Annotated in this window: 2 protein-coding genes; both read left to right on the top strand. The window is 69.3% G+C overall.

What is annotated here, in order from left to right:
* On the top strand, positions 1-180 hold a 180-nt coding region (locus D180_RS24660; RefSeq protein WP_232760549.1), incomplete at its 5' end, for a hypothetical protein.
* 241 nt (positions 181-421) lie between these two features.
* A partial coding sequence (locus D180_RS16655) for a HAMP domain-containing protein (RefSeq protein ID WP_043091194.1) occupies positions 422-2,263 on the top strand: 1,842 nt, incomplete at its 3' end.

The raw sequence follows: 2,263 nt of genomic DNA, 5'->3' as shown, positions 1-2,263 counted from the left end.
CGGTCGCGGCGGGCGACGACAGCTGGCAGGAGTTCTGAGCACGCGCAGTCGCCGCCGGTCCGCGTCGACGGCCCCGGGAGCGATCGCTCCCGGGGCTTTTTCGTTGTCATCGTCCTGTCGGCCGCCGAGCCGCCTTGGTCGTGCGGCTCGGCGCCGCGCCCGACGCTCGAGATGCCGTGATCGGGGACCGATCGCGATGCGGTGCCGTCCACCGCGACCGACAGAGCATCCGGTTCCGGCCGCAGGGCCGGTGCCGGGGCGCGTGTGGCGTTGCACCACAAACACGCCCTACATTTCTGGGACGCCGTGCCGATAACCGGAAGGTCGCGCACGTCTCCGCTCCGGTCTGCTGTGCCCGCAGGCAACAGGCTCCGGTCCACGACAGCGCGATCTTTTCCTCTTCTCCATCGAGACGACCGCGATGTCCACGACGTCCTCCACACGCCCGAGCAGTGTCGCCACCCGCCTGATGCTCGGCGTGGCCGCGATCGCCCTGCTGTGCTTCGGCATTACCGCCGCCATCATCTACGCCCGCAGCAGTTCCGCCCTGCTCGCCTCCGCCAAGGTCGGCATGACCGACACCGCGCGCCTGGAATCGGAGCGCATCGGCAACACCATCGGCGCCTCCGCGGTCTCCAACCAGGCGCTGGCCAATGCCCTGCTCGCCCAGCGCGGCCACGACAAGGCCCGCGAGTTGTTCAGCGACAGCCTGCGCCGCGAGCTGCAGCAGCATCCGGACTGGACCGGCATGGGCACGCTATGGGAACCGCAGGCGCTGGACGGCAAGGACGCGGACTACGTCAACAGCGCAGGCCATGACGCCAGCGGCCGCTACATGGTGTACTGGTCCTGGCAGAACGGAAAACTGGTGCGCGATCCGCTGCGCGACTACGACGTGGCCGGCGCCGGCGACTGGTATCTGAATCCGCGCAAGCTGCTGCGGCCGACCGTCGCCGAACCCTACGATTACGAGATCGCCGGCAAGAAGGTGCTGATGACCACGGTCAGCACGCCGATCCTGGAAGACGGCAAGTTCCTGGGCGTGGTCACCACCGATTTCGGCCTGGCCACGCTGCAGCAGCGCGTCGCCAAGCTGCGTCCGCTCGGTGCCGGCCACGTCCGCCTGCTCTCGCCGGGCGGCGTCATCGTCGCCGACCGCGATCCGGCACTGGTCGGCAAGAAGCTGCAGGATCCGGCCACCCGCGCCTTGCTGGCCGAGATCGCCCAGGGCAAGACCGTCGACCGCGACACCGTCGATCCGCAGACCGGCGCCACCGACGTGGAAGTGTATGTGCCGCTGCAGATCGGCCAGGCCCAGGAGCGCTTCGCGCTGGGCGTGGCGGTGCCGAAGGCAGTGCTGATGGCGCAGGCGCGCAGCCTGCTGTGGACCATCGTGGCGGTCGGCCTGTGCGCCGCGCTGCTGCTCAGCGGCGGACTCTACCTGCTGCTGCGGCGGCTGGTGGTCAAGCCGCTGGCCAGTGCGGTGGAAGTCTCCAGCGCGGTCGCCGCCGGCCGCCTGGACAGCCGCATCCAGTATCCGCGCAACGACGAATTGGGGCAGCTGCTGGGATCGCTGCAACGCATGCAGCAGCAGCTGCGCGCGGTACTCGACGCGCAGAAGGAGATGGCCCAGCGCCACGACGCCGGCGAGATCAGCTACCGCATGGACGAAGCGGCCTTCCCCGGCGACTACGGGCGCATGGTCCACGACAGCAACGCCCTGGCCGCCTCGCATATCGCGGTCAAGATGCGCCTGGCGCAGATCATGGGCCGCTATGCCATCGGCGACCTGTCCGAGGACATGGATCGGCTGCCCGGCGAAAAGGCGGTGCTCACCGAAACCATGGACACGGTCAAGCGCAACCTCACCGCGATGAACAGCGAGATCAAGCACCTGGCCGTCGCCGCCGCGGCGGGCGACTTCAGCGTGCGTGGCGACGCCGCGCGCTTCCAGTACGACTTCCGCCTGATGGTCGACAGCCTCAACCAGTTGATGGCCACCGCCGACGGCAACCTGCAGGCGCTGTCGTCGCTGCTGCAGTCGATCGCCGCTGGCGACCTGACCGTGCGCATGCAGGGCGACTTCCAGGGCGTGTTCGCGACCATGCGCGACGACGCCAACGCCACCACCGAACAGCTGGCCGCCATCGTCGCGCGGATCCAGACTGCTGCGGTCAGCATCAACGGCGCCGCGGCCGAGATCGCCGCCGGCAACGACGATCTGTCGCGCCGGACCGAGCAGCAGGCCGCCAGCCTGGAAGAG

The organism is Xanthomonas sp. SHU 166 (assembly GCF_000364685.1).
Classification (GTDB): Bacteria; Pseudomonadota; Gammaproteobacteria; order Xanthomonadales; family Xanthomonadaceae; genus Xanthomonas_A; species Xanthomonas_A sontii.
This window is presented reverse-complemented; position numbering and strand designations above follow the sequence as displayed.